Origin of the sequence: Streptomyces nitrosporeus (assembly GCF_008704555.1) — a bacterium.
GTDB classification, from domain to species: Bacteria; Actinomycetota; Actinomycetes; order Streptomycetales; family Streptomycetaceae; genus Streptomyces; species Streptomyces nitrosporeus.
On the sequence record NZ_CP023702.1, the window covers coordinates 5,419,738 to 5,443,760 of the forward strand.

The following is a 24,023-nucleotide window of genomic DNA, read 5'->3' on the forward strand; positions in this document are numbered from 1 at the left end:
GAACGCGGGTCCCCGCCCCTCAGTGCCCGCTGCTCTCGTAGTGGCGGGCCTGGCGCTCCCAGAAGCGGTACGCGGCGTACATCAGCAGGACGCCGATGCCCGGAGCGCCCCAGGCCAGCCAGGCGGGCACCGAGAGTTCCTGCTCGCGGTCCAGCAGCACCGCCGCCGGCAGATAGGCGACGAACGCCAGCGGGAAGACGAAGGTCAGCCCGAAACCGGCGACCGGCCCGAAGATCTTCAGCGGGTAGTTGCCGAAGTCGCTGAAGATCATGTCGATGGCGAACTTGATGGGGGAGACCCGCTTCATCCTGAACACCAGTGCGGAAGCGGCGAGTTGCAGCGAACCTTCCACCAGCGCGCCGCCCACGACCGCCAGCAGGAGGAAGCCGGCCGCGCCCGGTGACCAGTCGACCGGCGCGGAGGCCGAGGCGATGGACAGCAGGACCACCCCGCCCGCCAGGTCGCCGAGCGAGCTCAGCCGCACCCGGCGGGTGAGGAGCTGGACCAGCGGCGGTACCGGGCGGACGAGATAGCGGTCGTACTCGCCCTCCACGACGACCTCGTCGACGTGGACCAGCTGGTGGCCCGGCAGCAGCCACAGGCCGTGGGCGGTGAGCCGCAGCCCGTAGAGGAAAGCGATCTCCCCCAGACCCCAGCCGCCGACCTGCCCGAAGCGGTCCAGGACCGCCCAGATGAAGGCCAGTCCGACGCCCTGGTAGAACAGGCCGCCGATGATGTTGACGAACAGGTTCCCCCGGTACTGGAACTCGGCACGGAACGCCGCGCCGGCCAGCAGCAGATAGACACGCAGACCTCGCACCGCGCTCACCCGCCCTGCGACATGACGCGGTGCCGGGCACGCGACCAGACGAACGCGGCCAGAGCGCCGAGGACGGCGATCCACGCCAGCTGGACCCCGAGGGCGACGGCGATGCCGGCCCCCTCGACCTGGCCCAGGTAGACGGCGGCCGGGGTGTACGCCGTGGCCTGGAAGGGCAGCCACTGCGCGACGGCCTTCACCGGCCCCGGCATGAAGAACAGCGGGACCAGGGCCCCGGAGAAGAACTGCGCGACGAAGCGGTAGGCCATCAGGGCGCCGCTCACCTCCAGGGTCCAGAAGGAGACCATGCCGAGCAGCAGCCCGAGCAGCTGGTTCACGAGCACCGCGCCGGCCAGCGCCACGGGGTAGGCGAACCCGGCGGCCGTCGAGGCGGGCGCCTGGCCCGCGCCGATCAGCAGGGCGAACGGCAGCGCCACCACCAGGACCGGCAGCGCGGCCGAGGCCCACCCGAGCTGCCCGGCGAGCATCTGCCCCGGGAACCCGACCGGCCGCAGCAGGTCCACCGCGACCTTGCCCTCACGTACCCGCTGGTCGATGGGCGAGGACCGCCACGGGCTGACCAGCTGGTACTGGAGGGTGGTCAGCGTCGCGTACGCCGTCATGGTGCCGAGGCCGAGGCCGTCCACCTCCGCGCGGCCGTCGTAGAACGCCCGCCAGACCACGGTCAGCAGATAGATCTGCAGCAGCATCATCACGAACGACGACAGATAGGCCGTGCGGTAGGTCAGTGCGGCACGGAACTCCATCCGGGCGCACGCGAGATGGGCCTTCAGCCTCGACCTGGACGGATACCGCGCGGCGGTGTCGGCCCCGGTCGTCGCGGCGGCCGCGGGCGGGGCGCTCACGGGCGGTCCGCGTAGATCCGGTGGATGACGCTCTCCAGCTCGGGCTCCACGAGCGACAGGTCGGTCACCCGGTGCTCCGCCAGCACGGAGGCCACCAGTTCGGCGGGCGGCGTACGGACGGGGTCGAAGCGCAGCCACACCTTGCCGCCCTCGCGGCGGACGACCTCCGCGCCCTCGACGCTCTCCAGCCCGTCGGTCTGCACGACGAGTTCGCGGTGCGGGGCGTAGCGGGTCTTCAACTCGTCCACGGTGCCGTCGTAGGCGACCTTGCCGTGGTCGATGAGGACGATCCGGTCGCACAGCTCCTCGACGTCGTCCAGGTCGTGGGTGGTGAGGACGACCGTGGTGCCCAGCTCGCGGTTCAGCTCCCCGACGAAGGCGCGTATCCGCTCCTTGGCGATGACGTCGAGCCCGACGGTCGGCTCGTCCAGGTAGAGGATGCTCGGGTCGTAGAGCATCGCGGCGGCCAGGTCGCCGCGCATCCGCTGGCCCAGCGACAGCTGCCGCACCGGGGTGTCGAGGAAGGAGCCGAGATCCAGCACCTCGGTGAACTGCCGCTGTTTCCGCTCGAACCGGTCCGCCGGCACGTCGTAGAGCCGGCCGATCAGCCACAGCGAGTCACGCAGCGGCAGGTCCCACCAGAGCTGGCTGCGCTGCCCGAAGACCACGCCTATCCGGCGGGCGTTACGGGACCGGTCCCGCCAGGGCGTGGCCCCGGCGACCCGGACGGTGCCGGAGGTGGGCACCAGGATGCCGGTGAGCATCTTGATGGTGGTGGACTTCCCGGCGCCGTTCGGGCCGAGATAACCCACCATCTCGCCCTGCTCCACCTGGAAACTCACACCGTCCACGGCGCGCTTGACGGTCTGCTCGCGGGTCAGCAGCGTACGGAGGCCCGCGAACGCGCCCTCCTGCCGCTTGGGTCTGCGGAACTCCTTGACGAGGTCTGCCACCTCGATGACGGGCATGTGCGCCTCTCCTGGACCTGGACGGGCCCCGAGGGGCGCGATTGATCAGAGAGTGTGCACAGGGCGGCTTGGTCTAGTCCAATCAATTACGGTGAGACGTAACGGAGTCGGGGCCCGGACGGCCCCCGGCGGAGCCCGTCCACGAAGGCGTGCCAGGCGCCCGCGCCCACGACGAACACGGGTCCGGCCGGGTTCTCGCTGTCGCTGTCGCTGTCGCTGTCGCTGTCGCTGTCGCGGACGGGGGCGGAGCAGCCGTCGGCGGCCTCGACGCGGTCGCCGCCGGTGCTGCCGCCGCAGGAGGACTTCCGCGCCTGCCCGCCGTCGTCTCGGGGCGTGGACCCGACGACGGCGGGCGGGGGGCGCTGAGCGCCGCGGCCGTCACCGACCGCTGGGGGCGGGCCCCCGGGCCGGCGGTCCGGGCAGGTCGGTGCGGTCCGAGTGCCCGGCCGACGGCAAGGGGGATCAGCGGGACGACGCGGCCAGCTCCGCCAGTACCGCGTCGGTGAACGGCGTCCAGACCTCGGCCGCCCACGGGCCGAAGTCCCGGTCGGTCAGGGCCACACAGGCCGCGCCCGCCGCCGGGTCCACCCAGAGGAAGGTGCCGGACTGGCCGAAGTGGCCGAAGGTCGCCGGGGAGGAGTTCAGACCGGTCCAGTGCGGTGACTTGGAGTCACGGATCTCGAAGCCGAGGCCCCAGTCGTTGGGGTTCTGGTGGCCGTAGCCCGGGAGCACGCCCTTGAGGCCGGGGTGGACGACGCTCTGGGCCTCCAGCACCGTGCGCGGGTCCAGGATGCGCGGGGCCTGGAGCTCGGTGGCGAAGCGGACCAGGTCGTCCACCGTGGAGACGCCGTCCTTGGCGGGGGAGCCGTCCACCGTGGTCGATGCCATGCCCAGCGGCTCCAGGACGGCCTGGCGCACGTACTCCGGGAACGGGATGCCGGTGGCCTTCGTGATGTGGTCGCCCAGCACCTCGAAACCGGCGTTGGAGTAGAGGCGGCGGGTGCCGGCCGGGGCCGTGACCCGGTGTTCGTCGAAGGCGAGACCGCTGGTGTGGGCGAGCAGGTGGCGGACCGTGGAGCCCTCCGGGCCGGCCGGCTCGTCCAGCTCCACCGCCCCCTCCTCGTACGCCACCAGCGCCGCGTACGCCGCCAGCGGCTTGGTGACCGAGGCGAGCGGGAAACGGTGTGCGGTCGGGCCGTGGGTGCCGGCCACGGTTCCGTCGGCGCGCACGACGGCGGCCGAGGCGGTGGGGACGGGCCAGTTCTCGATCATTGCCAGGCTCTGCATGCTCTGCATGGGAACGAGCTTACGGCCGCCCGGAGGGCCCTCCCGGCCCTGCTTGCTTCGAGTGCACTCGAAGGTTCTAGCGTGGAGGGCATGACGGTGATGGAGAGCACTTCCGCACGGACCGAGACCCGAGCCGACCCGAAGGCGCATCCCCGCCCGGACGGCGCGGACCGCTACACCATCAGCGAGGTGGCCGCCCTCACCGGCCTCACCGCCCACACTCTGCGGTGGTACGAGCGGATCGGGCTGATGCCGCACGTGGACCGCTCCCACACGGGCCAGCGCCGCTTCACCAACCGGGACCTGGACTGGCTGGCCTTCGTCGGCAAGCTCCGGCTGACCGGGATGCCGGTCGCCGACATGGTCCGGTACGCCGAACTGCTGCGCGAGGGCGAGCACACCTTCGAGGAGCGGCAGGAACTGCTGGAGGCGACCCGGCGCGATGTGAGGACGCGGATCGCGGAACTCCAGGACACCCTCGCCGTACTCGACTTCAAGATCGATTTCTATGCGGGCGCCCGTCCGGCGCCGGAAAAGGCGTGACGAACATGAGTGCAGGGACCGAGAAGACCGCGACCACGGAGCTCGGGAAGGGCGGCCCCCGGGTCGGCGTCCAGGGCCTCGGGTGCATGGGCATCAGCGAGTTCTACGGGGACACCGACGAGGCCGCCGCCCGGGACACCCTGGAAGCGGCCCTGGAGGCCGGTGTCACCCTCTTCGACACCGCCGACATCTACGGGAGCGGCGCCAACGAGACCTTCCTCGCGCCGTTCGTCGCGGCGCACCGCGACGAGATCACGCTGGCCACCAAGTTCGGCATCGTACGGAGCGAGGAGGACCCGGGCTACCGGGGGATCGGCAACGACCCGGCCTACATCAGGCAGGCCGTCGAGGCCAGCCTGCGGCGGCTGGGCACCGACGTCATCGACCTCTACTACATGCACCGGCGCGACCCGCTCGTCCCGCTCGCCGAGTCCGTGGGCGCCATGGCCGAGCTGGTCCGGCAGGGCAAGGTGCGGCAGCTCGGGCTGAGCGAGGTGACCGGGGCCGAGCTGCGCGAGGCGCACGCGGTGCACCCGATCGCGGCGCTGCAGTCGGAGTGGTCGCTGTTCAGCCGGGACGTGGAGCGCAGCGCGGCGCCCGCGGCAGCCGAGCTCGGGGTGACGGTGGTGCCGTACTCGCCGCTCGGCCGGGGCTTTCTGACCGGGGCGTTCGCCGACGCGTCCAAGGACCTGGGACCGGGCGACTTCCGGGTGCACCAGCCGCGGTTCACCGGCGAGAACGCGCGGACCAACGCGGCGCTGCTGGAGCCCGTCCACACGGTCGCCGCCGCTCACGGGGCGAGTGCCGCCCAGGTCGCGCTGGCCTGGGTGCACCAGCGGGCGCAGGTGCACGGGCTGTCCGTGGTGCCCATCCCGGGGACCCGGAAGCGCGGCCGTCTGCTGGAGAACGTCGCGGCGGCCCGGCTCACGCTGAGCGCGGCCGAGCTGGAGCTGCTGGAGCCGATCGCCGGGCAGGTGGCCGGGGACCGGTACCCGGACATGAGCAGCACGGCGACCGCGCGGGAGTGAGCCGCGGGCCCGCCGGCCTGCCCGCGGGCCGGGGCCGGGCCTCCGGGCCGGGCCTGCTCGGCGGGCCGGGGCGTCCGGGACCTCCTCCCGGGCGCCCTGCCGGGGAGCCCTGCCCGCCCGGAGGCCCTACCCCTCCGCGTCCCCCGGTGTCACCAGCCCCGACTCGTACGCGAAGATCACCGCCTGGGCCCGGTCCCGCAGGTCCACCTTGGCGAGTATCCGTGAGACATGGGTCTTCACCGTCTGCTCCGCCACCACCAGCCGTCCCGCGATCTCCTGGTTGGACAGCCCCCGGGCCACCAGCTCCAGCACCTCCGTCTCGCGGGGCGTCAGACCCTTCAGCCGCCGGGCCGGGCCGCCCCGGAACGCCCCGGACGGCCGCTGGCGCGCGAAGTCCGCGATCAGGCGCCGGGTCACCGACGGCGCGAGCAGCGCGTCACCCGCCGCCACGACGCGTACCGCGGCGATCAGGTCGGCGGGCGGGGCGTCCTTGAGCAGGAAGCCCGACGCGCCCACGCGCAGCGCCTCGTACACGTAGTCGTCCACGTCGAAGGTGGTGAGCATCAGCACCTTCGGGAGGTGGCCGGACCCCGCCGGAGGGGCCAGCAGCTCACGGGCCGCCGCCAGCCCGTCCATCTCCGGCATCCGGACGTCCATCAGGACCACGTCCGGGCGCCGGTCGCGGCTGACCTCGACGCCCCGCCGCCCGTCCGGCGCCTCACCCACCACCTCGATGTCGCTCTGCGCCGACAGCAGCGCGGCGAACCCCGCACGGACCATGGCCTGGTCGTCGACGATGATCACGCGGATGGTCAAGAGTCCTCCGGGGCGAGGGGATCCGACGAGAGGTGACGGAGCGTCAGCGGTAGTCTCGCGGCCACCCGGAACCCCCCGTCCGGCAGTGGACCGGTGTCCAGCGTGCCGCCCGTCAACCGTACGCGTTCCCGCATCCCGACCAGCCCGTGCCCCGTGCCGGCCGAGGACTCCACCGGCGAAACGGGCTCGTTCGCCCGGTCGTTGACCACCACCACCGTCAGATGGTCCTCGTCCGCCGACACGGAGACCCGGGTACGCGCCCCCGGGGCGTGCCGCACCACATTGGCCAGCGCCTCCTGCACGATGCGGTACGCCGACAGGTCCACCGGCTGCGGTACGCCGCCCCGGGCGGCGGCCCCGGCCGCTTCCGGGGTGACCGACAGCTCCGCCGGCAGCCCCGCCCGCACCGTCGTCTCCACCAGCTGCCCCAGCCGGTCCAGACCCGGCTGGGGCGCGCGCTCGCCCGCCGTGTTCTCGCTGCGCAGCACCGAGAGCAGCAGCCGCATCTCCGTCAGGGACTGCCGGGCGTTCGCCGCGATCGTCCCGAACTCCTCGCGTGCCTCGTCGGGGAGCCCGGCGATCCGGTACGGCGCCGAGTCCGCCTGCACCGTGATCACCGACATGTGGTGCGCCACCACGTCGTGCAGCTCCCGGGCGATCCTGGTCCGCTCCTCCAGCAGGGTCCGCCGGGCGCGTTCCGCCTCGCTGATCGTCTCCTGCTCGACCAGTCTGCGCTGGGTCTCGCCCCGTTCCCGTACCGTCGCCGTGATCACCAGGACCACCGCGCCCAGCACCGGCAGCAGCACCGCGCCACCGTTGCCCCGGCCCGGGGCGACCAGGGTCAGCAGCAGGCCCGCCAGCCCCGTCGTCAGCCAGACGGCGAGCAGGGTACGGCGGGTCTCCCGCAGTCCGAGGGCGAGCAGCACGAAGAGCTGGGCGACGAGGACCGGAGGCGTCCAGGGCCAGAGAGAGGGGGCGGGGCCCGCCGGGGGCGTCCACGGCCCGGCCACGGTCTCGCTCGCCGTCAGCAGCACCAGCGCGCCCACGACATCAGCGCCGAAGATGATCCACCAGGCCTGCAACGGCCGGTGCGCCAGCATCAGCAGCGGCCCCGCCTGCGCGAGGGCGAGCAGGAACGCGAGGCCGTCCGCCAGGCGGTACTCCGTACGCAGGACCTGGTACGTCACCGGCAGGAACAGGGCGCAGAGCAGGACCACGGCCGCGTACGGCAGCAGGCGCTGCCACCGCCGCGGTGCCTCGGCCCAGAGCGGCGTCGGCGGGTGGGACGGATGGGACAGGGCATGGGTGAGCGCGCGTACCTGGCGGCGCGTGGCGCTCAGCAGGCCGTCGGCGGGTGGGGCGGACCCCGTGGCGGGAGAAGAGGGCATGGCCCGGTCAGAGTAGGCGGCGCCCCGGGGCGGTGGCGTCATACCGGGGTCCCGATCCCGGGCCGCCCGCCCCCTACCCCGGTACGGGGGGCGAGGCGACGGCGAGGGCGTGCGGGACCGGGACGGCGCCGGGAGCGGGACGGCGGCGGGACGCTGGCGGGCGGTGCCCCGGTGCCCGGGCGGGCGCCGAGCGTACGGTGCTGGGCGGGGCGGGGCGGGGCGGGGCGGGGCCGCGCCGCACGTACGGTGCCGGGGCGGGGCCGCGCCGAGCGTGCGGTGCCGGGTCAGGGCCGTGCCCGTGGTCCCTACAGCTCCGCCAGCAGTTCCGCCTTCTTGGCGCCGTACTCCGCGTCCGTCACCAGTCCCGCCCGGTGCAGCTCCCCGAGGTGCCGTATCCGCTCGGCGACCGCCGCCGGGTCGTGGGCCGCGCCGCCCACCGGGACCACAGCGGGTGCCTGAGGGGCCGGGTGGGTGCGGCGTACCGACTCCAGGACCGCCGCGGCGAAGGGCAGCGACTCGTGCACCGGCCCGTAGCCCAGACCGAACAGCACGGTCGCCGGATCCTGGTCGGCCTGGACCCGCGGCGGCCCGGCCGGCTGCGGCCCGGACGGGCTGCCGGGGCCGCCGGGCCCGTCGGCTTCCGCGGCACGCGGAACCAGCCGCAGATAGCCCTCCGCCGCCTCCGGCGAGCGCCACTCCACGCCGCTCAGCTCCGCCACCGGGAACGTCTGGTCCCCTGCTTTCCACTTGGCGCTGGACGCCCCCGTCCACGACCACCGGAAGGAGACCCGCGACCCGTCGAAGCCCGCCCGGCCGTCGTACGCCTTGAACCGCAGCGGCGCCTCGGGGGCCGCCACCAGGAACCGGTCGGCGGGCAGGGAGGCATCGGGCCCGAGGACCGACCGCAGCGCGTCCGCGCAGGAACCGGCGAGGGCCTCCCGGTCGGCGGGCAGGACCAGCCGGTAGGGGTCCGCCCCCTCCTTCAGCTGCCCGGCGGCCGCCTCCAGCAGCGGGTCGGCACCCGGTCTCGGCACCGCGTGCAGCACCACCGTGCCCCGCTTGCCCGGGAACAGCCGCACCGAGGCCAACGCCGCATACGGAATGCGGCGTTCACGCAGACTCTGGAAAAGTCTGGGCGTGCGGATCCCCCGTTCGAAGCGGATGAGCACGGAGTCCGAATCGAACTCCCAGGTGGCATGATTTCCGGCCAGCACATCACCCATGCGGCTCATCGTATGGGGCACGCGCCCTCACGTCTCCCCTCGGTACGGGCATTCCCGGCTCGGCTTTCCGCAGTGATCTACGCGCGTCAGGCTCTCGCGTCCTCGGGGATCTCGCGGTGGCACGCCTGGTCGGTACTCGCGCAGCTGACCGTGTCGTAGGCGCCCACGCCGATGGCCGCGAAGTTGCTGAGACTCTCGGTGCCCGGCTCGAAATAACCGCTGTGACCGATCGCGCCGTCCGCCGACACGATCCGCGCGCCGAATTCCGGATCGACCGGATCGGCACCGTGTCCGAGCCCGCCGACCTCCATGTTCGGTACGTCCTCGATCCAGTCGCCGCTGTCCCGCATGGCCCACACCCGGGCCCGGGTGTCCAGCCCGGCGGCACTGTCCGCCCGCATACCGGGGCTCCCCGCGACCGCGATGTCCGACACCCGGTCCGGCAGCCCCCGCGCCGCCAGACCGCACAGCACCGAGCCGTAACTGTGGCAGAACAGGGAGACGGCCGACGCGCCCGGCAGCGCGCCCAGCAGCGCGTTCAGCCGCACCGCGCCGTTCGCCGCCAGACCGCCCAGGGCCGCGTCCACCCCGAGACCGGCGGGCGCGGTGTAGTCGGCCCACGCGATCACCGCGGTACGGGCACCGGGCAGGGCCTCGCGCTCGGCGCCGTACAGGGAACGCGCCATGCCGACCGGCGCGGCGTTCCGCTTGTGGCCGGCGCGTTCCAGCGTCAGCAGATTCGTGTCGACCCCCGGGACGACGACGGACACCCGCTCCGCACGGTCGAGGTCCCCGAAGACCTCGGCCACGCGCCCCCGGCCCGACGGGTCGAAGGCGAGGATCTGCCGGTCCTTCGCGAGCAGCGACCGGAAGCGTTCCAGCCGCAGCAGGGCCTGATGGCGGCCGTCCGGCGAGAGTCTTCCGTCCGTGGTCCGCCGGCGCTCCTCCCGTTCGGCCCGCGACAGGGCGTGCCGGTTGGCCCGGTAGCGCAGCATCACCGGGGCGCCGTTCATATTGCCCACCACCAGCGGGTACTTGTCGGCGAGAGCCACCTGCTGCCTGGCGGTGAGTGTCGCGAAGAAGCGGGCCAGCCGGTACGCCGGGGCGTCCGTCGCCGGCAGCGCGTGACCGGCGATCCGGTCCCGCGCCCAGGCGGCGAACGCGATCTCCCGCGGCGCGTCGGCGTGTTGCCGCCGCACGGCGGTCCAGCCGGTGGTCGCCAGCATCACGAACACGACGGCGAGGGCCAGCACCGCACGCCACGCGGAGAGTGTGGGGGAGGAGTCGAAGGAAGTCACTGCGCCCCACCCTAGGACGCGCCCGCCGGACCCCGGGGGAGGGGTGACGCAGATCACCCGGGTGCGGGGACCGGAAGGTCTCCGGGCCGGGTACGGCGCGCGGGCCCGCGGCTCAGAGGTCCCGGCGGTCGGTACGCCAGGAGCAGACCAGGGCCGGCCGCAGCAGATCCAGGTGGAGTTCGGTGAGTTCGCGCAGCGCGTCCGCGCCCGCGTCGGGGCGGCGGCCCCAGAGCTGTCCGGTCAGCCGCATCACCCCGGCGAACGCGGCCACCGCGACACGCGGACGCGGGTCGGCCTCGACGTCCAGGCCCTCACGCTCCGCGATGAGCAGGGCCGTCCGGCGCTCCAGTTCGACGCTGCGCCGCATGTGCGCGGCGATCAGCGAGGGCGTCGACTCGATCATCCGGTAGGTGCGCAGCTGGAGTTCGGCGCCGACGCCGGACCCGACGGGGCCCGCCTCGCTCTTCCAGGACTCCAGGGCGGCCCGGCGCAGGGCCTCGAACGGGGCCTCGGCGGGCGGGCGTCGGCGCAGCTCCCCCAGGAAGCGCGATTCCACCGCGTCCTGCACGGCGAAGGCGGCGGCCTCCTTGTTGGCGAAGTACCGGAAAAAGGTGCGCTGGGAGACCTCGACGGCCTCGACGATCTCGTCGACGGTGGTCCGGTCGTAGCCCTGGGAGTCGAAGAGGCCGAGAGCGGTGTGCAGCAGTGCCTCACGGGTGCGCTGCTTCCTGCGTTCGCGCAGCCCGGCAGGGGGCGCCGGGGGTCCGCACGGGGGTCCCCCGGGTGTCTGCCTGCGTGTCACGTACCGGACCTCTTCCTGCCACTTCTTCCTGCTCAGCCTACCTGTGAGCTACGTGACAGTTACTGTCATGTGAATTGGTTTGTTAACTGTCAGAAGCTGTCACTACTGTCACCGATATGACTAGTCAGACCACTGTCGAGAAGGCGCCGCGGGAGCCTGAAGACACCCTTGCCCCCGCCCCGGCGAAAGGGCTGCGCGGCCACCCCTGGCTGACGCTGTTCGCCGTCGCCATCGGCGTCATGATGGTGGCGCTCGACGGCACGATCGTCGCGATCGCCAACCCCGCCATCCAGCAGGACCTCAACGCCTCGCTGGCCGACGTCCAGTGGATCACCAACGGCTACATGCTGGCGCTGGCGGTCTCGCTGATCACCGCGGGCAAGCTGGGCGACCGCTTCGGCCACCGCCAGACCTTCCTGATAGGCATAGCCGGGTTCGCCGCGGCCTCGGCGGCCATCGGCTTCTCCGACAGCGTCGCCCTGGTCATCGTCTTCCGTGTGCTCCAGGGCCTCTTCGGCGCCCTGCTGATGCCGGCGGCACTCGGTCTGCTGCGGGCCACCTTCCCCGCCGAGAAGCTGAACATGGCGATCGGCATCTGGGGCATGGTGATCGGTGCCTCGACCGCGGGCGGCCCGATCCTCGGCGGTGTGCTCGTCGAGCACGTCAGCTGGCAGTCCGTCTTCTTCATCAATGTGCCCGTCGGCGTGATCGCCCTGCTCTTCGGCCTGGTGATCCTCAAGGACCACCGTGCGGAGAACGCCCCGAAGTCCTTCGACATCGGGGGCATCGTGCTGCTGTCGCAGGCGATGTTCTGTCTGATCTGGTCGCTGATCAAGGGCTCCGAGTGGGGCTGGGGCGACGTGAAGACGCTGGGCTTCCTCGGCGCGGCGCTCGTCCTCTTCGTCGTGTTCGCCCTCTCCCAGAAGAACGTCCGCGAACCGCTGATCCCGCTGGCCATGTTCCGCTCCGTGGCACTGTCGGCCGGCGTGGTGCTGATGGTGCTGATGGCCTTCGCCTTCATGGGCGGCCTGTTCTTCGTCACCTTCTACCTGCAGAACGTCCACGGCATGAGCCCGGTCGACAGCGGTCTGCACCTGCTGCCGCTGACCGCGATGATGATCGTCGGCTCGCCGCTCGCGGGAGCCGCGATCACCAGGTTCGGGCCCAGGGTGCCGCTGGTCGGCGGCATGGCCTGCGTCGCCGTCGCCATGTTCGGCATGTCCCAGCTGGCCGTCGGCACCGGGACCCTGACCATGTCGCTCTGGTTCGCGCTGCTCGGCTTCGGTCTGGCACCGGTCATGGTCGGCGCCACCGAGGTCATCGTCGGCAACGCCCCGATGGAGCTCTCCGGGGTCGCGGGCGGCCTCCAGCAGGCCGCGATGCAGGTCGGCGGCAGCCTCGGTACGGCCGTCCTGGGCGCGGTCATGGCGACCCGCGTCGACGCGGACCTCGCCGACAACTGGAAGGCCGCCGAACTCCCGCCGGTGGACGAGGCCCAGCTGGACCAGGCGTCCTCGGCCATCGAGGTCGGCATGCCGCCGGTCGCGCCGGGCACCCCGACGGAGATCGCCGTCAAGATCACGGATGTCGCGCATGACACCTTCGTGTCAGGGATGAGCTTCGCGTTCATGACAGCAGGTGCGGTCGCGGTGGTCGCCGCACTGGTCGCCATGCTGACCAAGCGCGGCGAGAACGCGCAGGCCGGCATGGGTGCGGGACACATCTGACCCTCCGGCCGCCACAGGCGTACGCCGGGCGTGAACCGCTGCACCCTGTGCGCCCCGGCGTCAACATCACACATACGACAGCCCCGCCGGACCCGTCCGGCGGGGCTGTCCCCTATCAGGGTGGTCCCTCACCGCACCCCTTCCAGGTCCACGTTCGCGCAGGTCAGAGTGCGGATACCGCGGGCCGCCCGGTCCGCTCGACCACGGGGGTTGACCCACCATGCGTACGACCGTCCTCGCCGCCGTCCTGGCGGCCACCGCGATCCTCCCGGCCACCGCGCTCGCCCCGGCCCACGACGCGTCGGCCGGCACCACGTCCGCCGTCCGGGAACCGGCCCACCCCGGGGCCCACCGCGCCGGCCCGGTCCGGCCCGGCGGATCCGCCGGGCTCCCCGGGCCCGCCGGACGGGCGCGCCCGGGGCAGCCGGCCGCGCCGAGGGGACTCGCGCCCTGCGGGGCGGGGCAGCTCTGCCTCTGGCCGAAGCCCGACTTCGCCGGGGCCGTGCAGACCCACGAGCTGTCCGCCGTGGACATCGAGAGCTGCGTCCCCCTCGCCTCCGGCTCCGCCGCCCAGGCCCTCGTCAACCGCACGGGCCGCCCCGTCACCACCTACCAGTCGGCCGAGTGCGGTGAGACCGGGGAGTTCGAGACCTACCCCGGCGGCGGTACCTGGGTGCCCCGCTCGCCGTACACGGTGAGGGCCTTCAAGATCTGGGAGAACTGACCGGCAGGCCCCGGCACCGTCCGGCCCTCCGGGGGGCGCCCCGGCCCTTCTGGACGTACCGCCCCCGGATACGCCGGAGGGCGGCGGGACCGTGAAGTCCCGCCGCCCTCCGTCCCCTGCCGGGAAAGCCCTATGCGTCGCCGCCGGCCGGGCCGGGGTCGGCCGCGGCCACGTCCAGCAGCTCGTAGCGGTCGACCGCCGTCTTCAGCGCGGAACGGTCGATCTTCCCCTCCTTCGCCAGCTCCGTGAGGACCGCGAGCACGATCGACTGCGCGTCGATGTGGAAGAAGCGGCGGGCCGCCCCCCGCGTGTCGGCGAAACCGAAACCGTCCGCACCCAGCGACTGGTAGGTGCCGGGCACCCAGCGCGCGATCTGGTCGGGTACCGAACGCATCCAGTCCGAGACCGCCACGAACGGGCCCCCGGCACCGGACAGCTTCCGCGTCACGTACGGGACGCGCTGCTCCTCCTCCGGGTGCAGCAGGTTGTACCGCTCGACGTCCACGGCGTCCCGGCGCAGCTCGTTCCAGGAGGTCGCCGACCAGACGTCCGCCTTCACGTCCCACTCGTCGGCGAGGATCCGCTGCGCCTCGACGGCCCACGGCACCGCCACGCCCGACGCCAGGATCTGCGCGGGGATCTGCCCCCGCTCACCGGCGCTGTAGCGGTACACGCCCTTGAGGATGCCCTCGACGTCCACGTCGGACGGCTCGGCGGGGTGCTGGATCGGCTCGTTGTAGACGGTGAGGTAGTAGAAGACGTCCTCGTTCTCCTCGGGCGTCCCGCCGTACATCCGGCGCAGACCGTCCTTGACGATGTGCGCGATCTCGTACCCGAACGCCGGGTCGTACGCGACGCAGCCCGGGTTGGTCGACGCCAGCAGCTGCGAGTGGCCGTCCGCGTGCTGAAGGCCCTCACCGGTCAGCGTCGTACGGCCGGCGGTCGCGCCCAGCACGAAACCACGGGCCAGCTGGTCGGCCATCTGCCAGAACTGGTCACCGGTGCGCTGGAAACCGAACATCGAGTAGAAGACGTACACCGGGATCAGCGGCTCACCATGCGTGGCGTACGCCGAACCCGCGGCGATCAGCGAGGCGGTGCAGCCCGCCTCGGAGATGCCGTCGTGCAGCATCTGCCCGGTCGGGGACTCCTTGTAGGTGAGCAGCAGCTCGCGGTCCACCGACTCGTACTGCTGGCCGAGCGGATTGTAGATCTTCGCGCTCGGGAAGAACGCGTCCATACCGAAGGTGCGGTACTCGTCAGGCGCGATCAGCACGAAACGCTTGCCGATCTCCTTGTCCCGCATGAGGTCCTTCAGGACACGGACGAACGCCATGGTCGTGGCGATCGACTGCTGCCCGGTCCCCTTCTTCGCAGCCGCGTACGCCTTGTCGTCCGGCAGCGGAAGCGGCTTCGCACGCACCACCCGGGTCGGGACGTAACCGCCCAGGCCCTTGCGGCGGTCGTGCATGTACTGGATCTCCTCCGAGTCACGGCCCGGGTGGTAGTACGGCGGGGCGCCGCCCTCCAGCTCCTTGTCGGTGATCGGGAGGTGCAGCCGGTCACGGAAGCGCTTGAGGTCCTCGACCGTCAGCTTCTTCATCTGGTGGGTCGCGTTGCGGCCCTCGAAGTTGGGGCCGAGCGTCCAGCCCTTGACCGTCTGGGCCAGGATCACCGTCGGCTGGCCCTTGTGGGCCTTGGCCGCCGCGTAGGCCGCGTAGACCTTGCGGTGGTCGTGCCCGCCGCGGCCCAGGTGCAGGATCTGGTCGTCGGACATGTCCTTGACCATCTCGCGCAGCCGCGGGTCGTCACCGAAGAAGTGCTCGCGGATGTACGCCCCGGTCTCGGTGGCGTACGTCTGGAACTGGCCGTCCGGTGTGGTGTTCAGCTTGTTGACCAGGATGCCCGTGCGGTCCTGGGCGAGCAGCGGGTCCCAGGTGCGGTCCCAGACCAGCTTGATCACGTTCCAGCCGGCGCCGCGGAACTGCGACTCCAGCTCCTGGATGATCTTGCCGTTGCCGCGTACCGGGCCGTCGAGGCGCTGGAGGTTGCAGTTGACCACGAAGGTCAGGTTGTCCAGGCCCTCACGGGCCGCGATGGAGAGCTGGCCCAGCGACTCCGGCTCGTCCATCTCGCCGTCACCGAGGTAGGCCCACACATGGGAGGCGGAGGTGTCGGCGATGCCGCGCGCCTCCATGTAGCGGTTCATCCGCGCCTGGTAGATCGCGCCGAGCGGACCGAGGCCCATCGAGACCGTCGGGAACTCCCAGAAGTCCGGCATCAGCCGCGGGTGCGGATAGCTGGACAGGCCGTTCGGCGCCTTCGACTTCTCCTGGCGGAAGGCGTCCAGCTGCGCCTCGCTCAGCCGGTCCAGCAGGAAGGCGCGGGCGTAGATACCGGGGGAGGCGTGCCCCTGGAAGAAGATCTGGTCGCCGCCGAGGCCGTCGTCCTTGCCCCGGAAGAAGTGGTTGAAGCCCACGTCGTACAGCGAGGCGGAGGAGGCGAAGGTCGCGATGTGGCCGCCGACGCCGATCCCGGGACGCTGGGCGCGCGAGACCATCACGGCAGCGTTCCAGCGGGTCGCGTTGAGGATCTTGCGCTCGATCTCCTCGTCGCCGGGGAAGAACGGCTCGTCCTTCGTGGCGATCGTGTTCACGTAGTCCGTGCTGCGCATCTCCGGCACGGCGACGCGCTTCTCCCGCGCGCGCTCGATGAGCCGGAGCATCAGGTAGCGGGCCCGCTCACGGCCTCGCTCGTCGACGGCGGCGTCGAGGGAGTCGAGCCATTCCTGGGTCTCTTCAGGATCGAAGTCCGGGACCTGGCTCGGAAGGCCGCCAATGATGATCGGGTTGCGATCGGATCCGGAAGCCACGCTGTTCCTTCGCTGTTCGGTGCTGCACTTCGGGGCCTGGTACGGGGAACGTTCCCCCCGGATGGCTGCTGTACGCCGCCTCCATCGTGTACCGCGAGATCTCAAACGTCATCTCTACTGTGGGGTAACACAAGGTTCCCGCCGGGTCCGTCCGGGCAGGGATTCCGGCGGCGCGCGGGCGGTCCGGCCCAAAACGCAACCATACGCCCAAGTCGTCCAAGCGCTCCCAAAGGCCGTTCGACTCCGAATGCCGGGCCGAAACGGCATAAGCTGAGGGAGGACGTAAAAGGATCCGGGTACCGTCCGGGTCCGCAGGGGACATGCCGGAAGTTGCGGTGACGTGGCAGGGAACGTCACCGTTTAGGCGGTCTCGTACGCCGGGTACTTGCGCGATTCGCCGTGCCCGTGTGGACTACGGCCAACGCCCCGCGCACGCGCGTGGCTGAAGCATTTTCCGAAACATGATCAGGAGGCAACCCGTGAGCGCGACCGCGGACCACGCGGAGGAACGGACCAACACGGCCGCAAGGCTTGGGTTCGAGCCCGGACAGGTGGTCCAGGAGATCGGCTACGACGACGACGTCGAGCAGGAGCTCCGTGAGGGCATTGAGGCCACAATCGGCCAGGATCTCGTCGACGAGGACTACGACGACGTCGCTGACGTCGTCCTGCTCTGGTTCCGTGACGAGGACGGCGACCTTACGGACGCGCTGGTGGATGCCATTGGCCTGATCGAGGACGGCGGGGCGGTCTGGCTCATGACGCCCAAGACCGGCCGTGACGGATACGTCGAGCCGAGCGACATCAACGAGGCTGCCCAGACAGCTGGTCTCGCCCAGACCAAGAGCATCAGTGCCGGCAAGGACTGGACGGGCAGCCGTCTGGTCACGCCCAAGGGCGCGAAAGCCAAGCGCTGAACTGCTTCATCACGACCGAAGGCCCCCGGGTGGCACCACCCGGGGGCCTTCGTCGTACCCGGCGGGGGCCCGGAGGACTCCGCGCGGAAGCCCGGAGGACTCCGCGCGGGGCGGTGCGGGGACCCGGATCGCGCTGCGTAGGCTGGGCGTCACCCGGGCGGCCCAGGCCGGGTCAGTGACGACGTTGCGAAGGGAAGCTCTCTCATGGCGATCGAGGCCGGCACGAAGGCTCCGGATTTCGAACTCAAGGACAACCACGGCCGGACGGTGAAGCTCTCCGACTTCCGCGGTGAGAAGAACGTGGTCCTGCTCTTCTACCCGTTCGCCTTCACCGGCGTGTGCACCGGAGAGCTCTGTGCGCTCCGTGACGAGCTGCCGAAGTTCGAGAACGACGACACCCAGCTGCTCGCCGTCTCCAACGACTCCATCCACAGCCTGCGCGTCTTCGCCGAGCAGGAGGGGCTGGAGTACCCGCTGCTGTCGGACTTCTGGCCGCACGGCGAGACCTCGCGCGCGTACGGCGTCTTCGACGAGGACAAGGGCTGCGCGGTGCGCGGCACCTTCGTCATCGACAAGGAGGGCGTGGTCCGCTGGACGGTCGTCAACGGCCTGCCCGACGCGCGCGACCTGAACGACTACATCAAGGCCCTCGACTCGCTCTGACGGCCGGGCGGCCCCTCGGCCGGAGCCCGGCGACCCCCGGCCCCGGCCCCGGGGTCCGCGGGGCCGGGCCCGCACCGGGCCCGGGAGTTCAGGCGGCCGGATCCGCGAGTCCTGGCGGCCGGATCCGGAGGTCCTGCGGCCGGATCCGGAGGTCCCCGGTACCGGATACGGTAATTCGCCGGTGGCACCCGGCCAAAAGCCTGTTTTGGCCGGGAACCGGTCACTAGGATCCAATCGTTGATCCGATGCCAACGCACGACGGGGGCGCTGGTGTCTGCCGGCCCTCTCAACACTCTTGGAGGACTCGTGGGAGTCAGCCTCAGCAAGGGCGGCAACGTCTCGCTGACCAAGGCCGCGCCGAACCTGACCGCGGTCATCGTCGGTCTGGGCTGGGATGCCCGGACGACCACCGGCGGTGACTTCGACCTCGACGCCAGCGCGCTGCTGACGAACGCCGAGGGCAAGGTCGGCAGCGACGGTAATTTCGTCTTCTTCAACAACCTCAAGAGCCCCGACGGTTCCGTCGAGCACACCGGTGACAACCTCACCGGTGAGGGCGAAGGGGACGACGAGGTCATCAAGGTCAACCTCTCGGCCGTCCCGGCCGACGTCGACAAGATCGTCTTCCCGGTCTCGATCTACGAGGCCGAGTCCCGCCAGCAGAGCTTCGGCCAGGTGCGCAACGCGTACATCCGCGTGGTGAACCAGGCGGACAACAGCGAGCTGGCGCGCTACGACCTCAGCGAGGACGCCTCGACGGAGACCGCCATGGTCTTCGGCGAGCTCTACCGCAACGGCGCGGAGTGGAAGTTCCGTGCCATCGGCCAGGGGTATGCATCGGGTCTGCGCGGCATCGCGCAGGACTTCGGCGTCAACGTCTGAGCCGCACACCCGGGGCCCGCGGGCCCCGACCGCACCACCGCGTCCGGCGCCGCACCTCGTGCGGCGCCGGACGCGCTCGGCGGAGCCCCCGCGCCACCGGTGCCGGGCGTCCGTACGACCGAATCATCGACTCGGGGAGGACACAGCATGGGCGTCACACTCGCCAAGGGAGGCAATGTCTCCCTCTCCAAGGCCGCACCGAATCTCACCCAGGTGCTGGTGGGGCTCGGCTGGGACGCGCGATCCACGACCGGAGCGGACTTCGACCTCGACGCCAGCGCGCTGCTGTGCCAGTCGGGACGGGTCCTGGGGGACGAGTGGTTCGTGTTCTACAACAACCTCACCAGCCCCGACGGTTCGGTCGAGCACACCGGTGACAACCTCACCGGTGAGGGTGACGGCGACGACGAATCGGTCATCGTGAACCTCAACCAGGTCCCGGCCCACTGCGACAAGATCATTTTCCCGGTCTCGATCCATGAGGCCGACAACCGCGGTCAGACATTCGGACAGGTCAGCAATGCCTTCATCCGCGTGGTGAATCAGGCCGACGGTCAGGAACTCGCGCGGTACGACCTGAGCGAGGACGCGTCGACCGAGACGGCGATGATCTTCGGCGAGCTCTACCGCTATGGCGGGGAGTGGAAATTCCGTGCGGTGGGCCAGGGGTACGCGTCCGGGCTGCGCGGCATCGCTCTAGACTTCGGGGTCAACGTTTCGTAAAACCGCGCACGGGCGCGGGGGAGCCCCTTACACAACCAGGGGAGACCCGTTACATACACGATGGGGTAGCCAGTGCTTCTGAAAACCTTCGGCTGGTCGTTCGCGGTGACCGCGCTCGGCCTGGTCGCAGCGGTGTTCTACGGGGGGTGGCAGGCTTTCGGGGTGGTCGCGATCCTGTCGGTCCTGGAGATCTCGCTGTCCTTCGACAACGCGGTGATCAACGCCGGAATCCTGAAGAAGATGAATGCCTTCTGGCAGAAGATCTTCCTCACGATCGGTGTGCTCATCGCGGTCTTCGGTATGCGGCTGGTCTTCCCTGTCGTGATCGTGGCCATCAGCGCCCAGCTCGGCCCGATCGAGGCCGTCGACCTGTCGTTCAACGACCCCGACAGGTACAAGGAACTGGTGACGGACGCGCATCCGTCCATCGCCGCCTTCGGCGGGATGTTCCTGCTGATGATCTTCCTCGACTTCATCTTCGAGGACCGGGACATCCAGTGGCTGCGCTGGATCGAGCGTCCGCTCGCCAAGCTGGGCAAGGTCGACATGCTGTCGGTCTGCGTCGCGCTGATCGTCCTGCTGATCGCCTCGATGACGGTCGCCACGCACGCGCACCAGCACGGGGGCGGTCACGCCGACAAGGCGGAGACGGTCCTGCTCTCCGGTATCGCGGGTCTGATCACCTACCTCGTCGTCGGCGGTCTCTCCGGATTCTTCGAGAACAAGCTGGAAGAGGAGGAGGAGCGCGAACAGGAGGCCGAGGAAGAGGCCAAGAAGGCCGGCAAGCCGGTCTCCGGGGTCCTGCTGGCCGGCAAGGCCGCGTTCTTCATGTTCCTCTACCTCGAAGTCCTCGACGCCTCCTTCTCGTTCGACGGTGTCATCGGCGCCTTCGCCATCACCAACGAGATCGTGCTGATGGCCCTCGGCCTCGGTATCGGCGCCATGTACGTCCGTTCGCTCACCGTGTACCTGGTCCGCCAGGGCACCCTGGACGACTACGTCTACCTGGAGCACGGCGCGCACTACGCGATCGGCGCGCTCGCCGTCATCCTGATGATCACCATCCAGTACGAGATCAACGAACTCATCACCGGTTCCGTGGGTGTGGTGCTGATCGGCTGGTCCTTCTGGTCCTCGGTCCGTCGGAACAAGGCCCTCGCCGCCGCCGGCGGCGAGGGCGGCAGCGGCGATTCCAAGGCAGAGGTGTCCTCCGGGGTGTGACCCGGCCAGGATTGCGGAACGCTCTTTCTGCGGGGCGGCCCACGAGGCGGTTCTCCGGGGAAACCCGGACCCGGCCCGATGGTCCGCCCCGCGGTGTCGTGTGCGGGGTGTGTGCCGGGCCGGGAAGCGGCCCGGCGGAATCATGTGGGGGGTTGGGATGGGCTTCTGGGACGGCCTGATGCCGGGACGGGCCGCGCAGTTCGACACGGGGCAGTCGGCGACGAGTTCCATCGTGCTCACCAGGCGCAACGCCACCGTCTCGCTGGACAAGCAGGGTGCCGTCTCGGGCAATCTGCGGGTCAACCTGTCGTGGCGGATGCGCACATCGGACATCGGCGGCCGGTCGAGCCAGAGCGGCCGGCTGCTGCGCCCGTTCAAGCTCTTCCAGCCCGACGTGGTCCAGGCGCACACGCAGGGCATGGTCAACGTGGACCTGGACCTGGGCTGCATGTACGAACTGACCGACGGCACCAAGGGCGTGGTACAGCCCCTGGGGAACCTGACCGGCGACCTCCAGGGGCCGCCCTACATCAGGCTCAGCGGCGACGACCGCTTCGGTGCGCCGTCCGGTGAGACGCTCTACGTGAACCTCGACCACCGGGACGAGATCAAGCGGCTGCTGTTCTTCGTCTACATCTACGACCAGACGCCCGCCTTCGACCGTACGCACGCCAAGGTGACGCTCTACCCGGGCAACGGCCCGAGGATCGAGATCGAGCTGGACGAGCGGGCCCCGGAGGCCCGTTCGTGCGCCGTCCTGACGGTGGAGCGGGTCAAGGACGAACTGATCGTGCGGCGCGAGGTGAAGTTCGTCTACGGCTTCCAGTCGGAGCTGGACCGGATGTACGGCTTCGGCATGCAGTGGGGGCGCGGCTACAAGACACGGACCTGACGTGCCCGCCCCGGGGCGCGGGCCCGTCCGCGGCCGCCGTTCACGGCCGGATGAACTGCGGGCCCTGCGGGGGGAGTACGAAGTTCGGATCGGCGGCGTACGCGGCGGCCGCCGCGGGCTGCGGATAGCCGTACGCGGGCTGCGGGTAGCCGTAGGCGGGCTGCGGCGCCTGGGCGGGCTGCGGGTAGCCGTACGCCGGCTGCTGGTGCTGGACGGTGGCGTGCTCGTCCGGGGAGGACACGGCGACCGGTGGGGCCGGAGTGAAGGACGTGGGGGACGCGGAGGGCTCCGGCGCGGGCTCCGGCCCGGCCCCGGCAGCGGACTCGTCGACCGAGATCCCGAACTCGGTGGCCAGCCCGACCAGGCCGGTCGGGTAGCCCTGCCCCACCGCGCGGAACTTCCAGGAGTCGCCGCGCCGGTAGAACTCGCCGCAGATGACCGCGGTCTCCTCGCCCGTCTCCGCGCGCACGTCGAAGACGGCGAGCGGCTCACCGTCCGCCGCGGCCGCGTCGTACAGCGATATCCGCAGGTCCCGGACCTGCTCGAACGCCGCCTCGTCGCAGGACGCCGCGATGACCACCTGGTCCACGGAGGGATCGAGCGACGCGAGGTCCGCCTCGACGGTGTCCGTGAGCCCGTCCGGGGTGCTGCGCTTGGGCAGCCTGCGGACCAGGCCCGAAGGGTGCCGGGGCTGGTTGTAGAAGACGAAGTCCTCGTCGGAGCGCACCTTGCCCGTGGAACCGAGCAGCAGGGCGGAAGCGTCCACGTCGGGGACCCCCGGCCCGGGGGTCCAGCGCAGCACGGCCCGTACGGCCGTGGCGTCGAGGGGGACGTTCGATCCCTTCAGCATCGCGTGCGTCATGCCGGTCATCCTGCCTGCTGGTGGTCTGCCCGGACAACGCGGGGGTACGGACCAGTAGGCCAGGAACATCCGGAGCAGAGCGTTCCGGCGCGCCGCCGCGGAGCGGGAACGGACGCGGAAGGAGGTACGGAAAAGGCGGGGCGCGGTACCGGGTCATCTGAAGTTCACATGGCCGGGGAACTCAGGACACCTCTCCGAACGTACTATTACCGGCCATACCTTGTCCGATCTGTCAGCCAGTACGGGGGAAGCAAGTGCGTCATTTCGGGCATATATCACCCGTTGTGCGTCAGAGCCTGTTCTTCAAGGAGCCGTGCGAATTCAACGCGGCCTCCCAGCCGCACCTGCTCGCGGCGGCTCTCGGGGCCACGCTCTACAGCCCCGCGACCCGGCCGCACCTGGCCGACGACGTGATCAAGCAGGCGGACCGCGGAGTGGTCTCCATGGTCCTCTGCCTGGAGGATTCCATCGACGACTCCGAAGTCGTCGGCGCGGAGGCCAATCTCGTACGGCAGTTCGCGGATATCGCCGCACGGGGCGCCGAGGCGCCACTGCTGTTCATCAGGGTCCGTGAACCCGGGCAGATCACCGACCTCGTGGACCGCCTCGGGGAGTCGGCGCGGTGGTTGTCCGGATTCGTACTTCCCAAATTCACCGAGGAGCGTGGCGCACTCTTCCTGGAGGCCCTCGCCGAGGCGGAAGCGGCGAGCGGGCACCGGTTGTTCGCGATGCCGGTCCTCGAATCCCCCGAACTGCTGCACCTGGAGAGCCGGGGCGAGACGCTCCGGGGAATCGCCCGCACGGTCGACAAGCACCGGGAGCGCGTCCTCGCCCTCCGGCTCGGCGTCACCGACTTCTGCTCGGCCTACGGTCTGCGCCGGTCCCCCGAGATGACGGCGTACGACGTCCAGATCGTCGGATCCGTCATCGGCGACGTCGTCAACGTGCTGGGCCGTGCGGACGGCACCGGGTTCACCATCACCGGACCCGTATGGGAGTACTTCCGGCTCCAGGAGCGCATGTTCAAGCCACAGCTGCGCCGCAGCCCCTTCACCGCCGGGGCGGCCGACGAACTGCGCACCGCCCTCATCGAGCACGACCTGGACGGGCTGCTGCGCGAGATCGAACTCGACCGGGCCAACGGGCTCCTCGGCAAGACCTGCATCCACCCCTCCCACGTCCTGCCCGTGCACGCGCTGTCCGTCGTCAGCCACGAGGAGTACAGCGACGCCCAGGACATCCTGCGGCCCGAACGCGAGGGCGGGGGAGTGCTGCGCTCGGCGTACACGAACAAGATGAACGAGGTGAAACCGCACCGCGCCTGGGCCGAGCGGACCCTGCGGCGGGCGGAGGTCTTCGGCGTGGCCCGGGAGGACGTCGGCTTCGTGGAACTCCTGGCGGCGGGGCTGGCGAACTGAACAGGACCATGGACGGGCACGCCGCGACAGCGACAGCGGCGGGACCGGCAGGGGCAGCGGCGGACGACGAGACAGCGGAGGCA

At 70.9% G+C, this 24,023-nt stretch carries 22 protein-coding genes and 1 pseudogene; 11 read left to right on the forward strand and 12 right to left on the reverse strand.

The features are described 5' to 3' along the window. Window positions 1-19: 19 nt before the first annotated feature. The 5 genes and pseudogenes from CP967_RS23895 to CP967_RS23915 all read right to left on the reverse strand — a co-directional run bounded on the left by CP967_RS23895 (window position 20) and on the right by CP967_RS23915 (window position 3,941). Window positions 20-820 (reverse strand): ABC transporter permease, encoded by an 801-nt coding sequence (locus CP967_RS23895; RefSeq protein ID WP_150489941.1) that lies wholly within the window; start codon window positions 818-820, stop codon window positions 20-22. Between the two features lie 5 nt (window positions 821-825). Then, on the reverse strand, window positions 826-1,686 hold the full coding sequence (locus tag CP967_RS23900; protein ID WP_229888233.1) for an ABC transporter permease: 861 nt from the start codon (window positions 1,684-1,686) through the stop codon (window positions 826-828). Then, a complete protein-coding gene (locus tag CP967_RS23905; RefSeq protein ID WP_150489942.1) occupies window positions 1,683-2,654 on the reverse strand; it encodes an ABC transporter ATP-binding protein in 972 nt (323 codons plus the stop codon). Before CP967_RS23905 ends, CP967_RS23900 begins: the two co-directional genes overlap by 4 nt. Window positions 2,655-2,740: 86 nt before the next feature. Next, window positions 2,741-2,950, reverse strand: a pseudogene (locus CP967_RS23910) (DUF397 domain-containing protein); the annotation flags it as partial. Window positions 2,951-3,116: 166 nt separating this feature from the next. Beyond that, a complete protein-coding gene (locus tag CP967_RS23915; protein WP_150492013.1) occupies window positions 3,117-3,941 on the reverse strand; it encodes a serine hydrolase domain-containing protein in 825 nt (274 codons plus the stop codon). A gap of 90 nt (window positions 3,942-4,031) precedes the next feature. Between CP967_RS23915 and CP967_RS23920 the strand changes: the two genes are divergently transcribed. Together CP967_RS23920 and CP967_RS23925 are read left to right on the forward strand one after the other, a co-directional pair. Continuing rightward, window positions 4,032-4,484, forward strand: a complete 453-nt coding sequence (locus CP967_RS23920; protein ID WP_150489943.1) for a MerR family transcriptional regulator — start codon at window positions 4,032-4,034, stop codon at window positions 4,482-4,484. Between the two features lie 5 nt (window positions 4,485-4,489). Next, on the forward strand, window positions 4,490-5,512 hold the full coding sequence (locus tag CP967_RS23925; RefSeq protein WP_150489944.1) for an aldo/keto reductase: 1,023 nt from the start codon (window positions 4,490-4,492) through the stop codon (window positions 5,510-5,512). Between the two features lie 126 nt (window positions 5,513-5,638). Here the strand turns inward: CP967_RS23925 and CP967_RS23930 are convergent, their stop codons facing one another. The 5 genes from CP967_RS23930 to CP967_RS23950 all read right to left on the reverse strand — a co-directional run bounded on the left by CP967_RS23930 (window position 5,639) and on the right by CP967_RS23950 (window position 11,039). After that, window positions 5,639-6,328: a response regulator gene (locus CP967_RS23930; RefSeq protein WP_150489945.1), complete on the reverse strand. Its 690-nt coding sequence runs from the start codon at window positions 6,326-6,328 to the stop codon at window positions 5,639-5,641. Beyond that, a complete protein-coding gene (locus CP967_RS23935) occupies window positions 6,325-7,716 on the reverse strand; it encodes a sensor histidine kinase (protein ID WP_190175010.1) in 1,392 nt (463 codons plus the stop codon). The genes CP967_RS23930 and CP967_RS23935 overlap by 4 nt, the downstream gene beginning before the upstream one ends. Before the next feature lie 305 nt (window positions 7,717-8,021). Next, entirely contained in the window at window positions 8,022-8,939 is a 918-nt protein-coding gene (locus CP967_RS23940) for a DUF4429 domain-containing protein (RefSeq protein ID WP_150489947.1), read from the reverse strand. An 86-nt stretch (window positions 8,940-9,025) separates the two neighbouring features. After that, window positions 9,026-10,237 carry an alpha/beta hydrolase gene (locus tag CP967_RS23945; protein WP_150489948.1) on the reverse strand — a complete coding sequence of 404 codons (1,212 nt, stop codon included), beginning with the start codon at window positions 10,235-10,237 and terminating at the stop codon, window positions 9,026-9,028. 112 nt (window positions 10,238-10,349) lie between these two features. Further along, window positions 10,350-11,039 (reverse strand): TetR family transcriptional regulator, encoded by a 690-nt coding sequence (locus CP967_RS23950; RefSeq protein WP_150489949.1) that lies wholly within the window; start codon window positions 11,037-11,039, stop codon window positions 10,350-10,352. A 116-nt stretch (window positions 11,040-11,155) separates the two neighbouring features. On the opposite strand from CP967_RS23950, the gene CP967_RS23955 reads away from it, so the two are divergent. Then, on the forward strand, window positions 11,156-12,766 hold the full coding sequence (locus CP967_RS23955; protein WP_150489950.1) for an MFS transporter: 1,611 nt from the start codon (window positions 11,156-11,158) through the stop codon (window positions 12,764-12,766). A 220-nt stretch (window positions 12,767-12,986) separates the two neighbouring features. After that, window positions 12,987-13,490, forward strand: coding sequence for a peptidase inhibitor family I36 protein (locus CP967_RS23960; RefSeq protein ID WP_150489951.1), 504 nt, complete (start codon window positions 12,987-12,989; stop codon window positions 13,488-13,490). Window positions 13,491-13,620: 130 nt separating this feature from the next. On the opposite strand, the gene aceE is transcribed toward CP967_RS23960, so the two are convergent. Then, window positions 13,621-16,362, reverse strand: a complete 2,742-nt coding sequence (aceE, locus tag CP967_RS23965; protein ID WP_150489952.1) for a pyruvate dehydrogenase (acetyl-transferring), homodimeric type — start codon at window positions 16,360-16,362, stop codon at window positions 13,621-13,623. A 479-nt stretch (window positions 16,363-16,841) separates the two neighbouring features. On the opposite strand from aceE, the gene CP967_RS23970 reads away from it, so the two are divergent. From CP967_RS23970 to CP967_RS23995, 6 genes are all read left to right on the forward strand, one after another. Beyond that, window positions 16,842-17,279 carry a DUF3052 domain-containing protein gene (locus CP967_RS23970; protein WP_150489953.1) on the forward strand — a complete coding sequence of 146 codons (438 nt, stop codon included), beginning with the start codon at window positions 16,842-16,844 and terminating at the stop codon, window positions 17,277-17,279. 204 nt (window positions 17,280-17,483) lie between these two features. After that, window positions 17,484-17,942: a peroxiredoxin gene (locus CP967_RS23975; protein WP_150489954.1), complete on the forward strand. Its 459-nt coding sequence runs from the start codon at window positions 17,484-17,486 to the stop codon at window positions 17,940-17,942. A 306-nt stretch (window positions 17,943-18,248) separates the two neighbouring features. After that, a complete protein-coding gene (locus tag CP967_RS23980) occupies window positions 18,249-18,824 on the forward strand; it encodes a TerD family protein (protein ID WP_150489955.1) in 576 nt (191 codons plus the stop codon). A gap of 147 nt (window positions 18,825-18,971) precedes the next feature. Beyond that, window positions 18,972-19,547: a TerD family protein gene (locus CP967_RS23985; protein WP_150489956.1), complete on the forward strand. Its 576-nt coding sequence runs from the start codon at window positions 18,972-18,974 to the stop codon at window positions 19,545-19,547. A 72-nt stretch (window positions 19,548-19,619) separates the two neighbouring features. Then, window positions 19,620-20,768 carry a DUF475 domain-containing protein gene (locus CP967_RS23990; protein WP_150489957.1) on the forward strand — a complete coding sequence of 383 codons (1,149 nt, stop codon included), beginning with the start codon at window positions 19,620-19,622 and terminating at the stop codon, window positions 20,766-20,768. A gap of 157 nt (window positions 20,769-20,925) precedes the next feature. Further along, a complete protein-coding gene (locus CP967_RS23995) occupies window positions 20,926-21,660 on the forward strand; it encodes a TerD family protein (RefSeq protein ID WP_150489958.1) in 735 nt (244 codons plus the stop codon). 40 nt (window positions 21,661-21,700) lie between these two features. Here the strand turns inward: CP967_RS23995 and CP967_RS24000 are convergent, their stop codons facing one another. Then, entirely contained in the window at window positions 21,701-22,522 is an 822-nt protein-coding gene (locus CP967_RS24000) for a TerD family protein (RefSeq protein WP_150489959.1), read from the reverse strand. Window positions 22,523-22,776: 254 nt separating this feature from the next. On the opposite strand from CP967_RS24000, the gene CP967_RS24005 reads away from it, so the two are divergent. Then, the gene (locus CP967_RS24005) at window positions 22,777-23,940 is read left to right on the forward strand and encodes an HpcH/HpaI aldolase/citrate lyase family protein (protein ID WP_150489960.1); all 1,164 of its coding nucleotides are present in this window, start codon (window positions 22,777-22,779) and stop codon (window positions 23,938-23,940) included. Window positions 23,941-24,023: the final 83 nt, after the last annotated feature.

Bases quoted from the DNA above. Each gene is read 5' to 3' on its own strand.
- CP967_RS23905 (WP_150489942.1), bottom strand. From the start codon at position 2,654: ATGCCCGTCATCGAGGTGGCAGACCTCGTCAAGGAGTTCCGCAGACCC.
- CP967_RS23915 (WP_150492013.1), bottom strand. From the start codon at position 3,941: ATGCAGAGCCTGGCAATGATCGAGAACTGGCCCGTCCCCACCGCCTCG.
- CP967_RS23920 (WP_150489943.1), top strand. From the start codon at position 4,032: ATGACGGTGATGGAGAGCACTTCCGCACGGACCGAGACCCGAGCCGAC.
- CP967_RS23925 (WP_150489944.1), top strand. From the start codon at position 4,490: ATGAGTGCAGGGACCGAGAAGACCGCGACCACGGAGCTCGGGAAGGGC.
- CP967_RS23935 (WP_190175010.1), bottom strand. From the start codon at position 7,716: ATGCCCTCTTCTCCCGCCACGGGGTCCGCCCCACCCGCCGACGGCCTG.
- CP967_RS23940 (WP_150489947.1), bottom strand. From the start codon at position 8,939: ATGGGTGATGTGCTGGCCGGAAATCATGCCACCTGGGAGTTCGATTCG.
- CP967_RS23955 (WP_150489950.1), top strand. From the start codon at position 11,156: ATGACTAGTCAGACCACTGTCGAGAAGGCGCCGCGGGAGCCTGAAGAC.
- CP967_RS23960 (WP_150489951.1), top strand. From the start codon at position 12,987: ATGCGTACGACCGTCCTCGCCGCCGTCCTGGCGGCCACCGCGATCCTC.
- CP967_RS23975 (WP_150489954.1), top strand. From the start codon at position 17,484: ATGGCGATCGAGGCCGGCACGAAGGCTCCGGATTTCGAACTCAAGGAC.
- CP967_RS23985 (WP_150489956.1), top strand. From the start codon at position 18,972: ATGGGCGTCACACTCGCCAAGGGAGGCAATGTCTCCCTCTCCAAGGCC.
- CP967_RS23995 (WP_150489958.1), top strand. From the start codon at position 20,926: ATGGGCTTCTGGGACGGCCTGATGCCGGGACGGGCCGCGCAGTTCGAC.
- CP967_RS24000 (WP_150489959.1), bottom strand. From the start codon at position 22,522: ATGACGCACGCGATGCTGAAGGGATCGAACGTCCCCCTCGACGCCACG.